This is a genomic window from Peptostreptococcus anaerobius 653-L, assembly GCF_000178095.1.
GTDB lineage: Bacteria > Bacillota > Clostridia > Peptostreptococcales > Peptostreptococcaceae > Peptostreptococcus > Peptostreptococcus anaerobius.
Window position 1 is genome coordinate 1 of record NZ_ADJN01000039.1, and the last position, 1403, is coordinate 1403.

The following is a 1403-nucleotide window of genomic DNA, read 5'->3' on the forward strand; positions in this document are numbered from 1 at the left end:
CACAGTGTCTATTTCCCAATGACCAAATTCTTTTCTGTGCTCTATATGTTTTGGTCTTTGAGATATTGATTTTCCAAGCTTTCTCTTGTTTATGCGAATTCTTGTAGACTTTTGTAATCTTTTAAGCCTCTGAGGCAGGTCAGTATTTTTTATATTCAAAATACCTAGTTCAACATAATTGTATAGTGTCTTTGTGCATACCATATTTTTGAATATTTTCTCTGACTTTGCTCTACCATAACACTCATCTAAAGACCAGTACCGTTCCTTAAATGATTTCTCTACAAACTTGATAAAATCTACACATTCTAATACCTTGAACTTCTTTTTTGAATTTTTTCTGTTTTTTTCATACTGTGTTTGTCATGCATCGGGGTAGTATAATGTGACCTTGTGTCCATTTTTTATCTGTTCTACCCTGCCACGTTTAAGCTCATTGTAAATAGTGGTTCTTGACCTTTTTAGGTGCCTAGCAATAGAATATATTGAGCAACCTAATTTGATCATGACATAAATTTCTCCTCTTTCATACTCACTTAGGTGTTTAAAGTTTCTCTTTTTTGTGTTAAAATTAAGTTGATTCATTGTGGACCTCCTGTATGTATTTGTGTTGTGACTTATATTTTAACACAGGATTCGCAATGAATCATTTTTTATTTAGTTGTACAAATTGATTATACAATCAACCAACCAAATTTTTTTATAATTTTCTAGCTAAAAATACTATATGCTCTTTCTCGTCTAGATGGTATTCGCATTTAAATCCTATCTTAGTCAATGTTTCGGTGAGATATTTGGGGGAATACACTTCAAATTCTAACATATCCGCCCATTTTTTTATATTCTTATGTTCTCTATATGCTCCTTCGTTGCATATTAGAAACTGACCGTTCTTAACTAGAACACGATGGATTTCCCTAAAAGGTACTTCTATATTCTTCCAAAAATAAATGGTTTCAAAGGCAGTTACTATATTTATGGATTCATCTTCAAAAGGTAGTTTAGCAACGTCTGCTTCAATAATTTTACACTTGCCATCTCTTATAGCTTCGCTATTTACTGAACTTGCGATATCTACACTTGTTTTAGAATAGTCCATTCCATATACTTTTTTAGCCTTTGTTAAGAAGTATTGAACATTACGTCCACCGCCACATCCTAGATCTAAAACTACATCCGAGCTTTTAATATCTAAAAAGGATCTGCCCCATTTCGCCAATTTTTCGTGACCAATGTTCATTCCTTTCACCATAAAGCGACCGCCGAAATTGTTTTTCGGATTTTTTACATTTTCAAAAAATTTTTTTAACATTTCCATCTCCTATCGATAGCTATTATCATTTTTATTCTAGCATAAATTTTATATTTATTCAATATTATATCCTATCCGGACAGTGTCAAGT

At 32.0% G+C, this 1403-nt stretch carries 1 protein-coding gene and 1 pseudogene; both read right to left on the reverse strand.

Annotated elements, in window-relative coordinates:
* Positions 1–585: pseudogene (locus HMPREF0631_RS10490) on the reverse strand (IS30 family transposase); the annotation flags it as partial.
* Positions 586–700: 115 nt separating this feature from the next.
* Positions 701–1312 (reverse strand): class I SAM-dependent methyltransferase, encoded by a 612-nt coding sequence (locus HMPREF0631_RS04210; RefSeq protein ID WP_002843665.1) that lies wholly within the window; start codon positions 1310–1312, stop codon positions 701–703.
* Positions 1313–1403 lie beyond the last annotated feature (91 nt).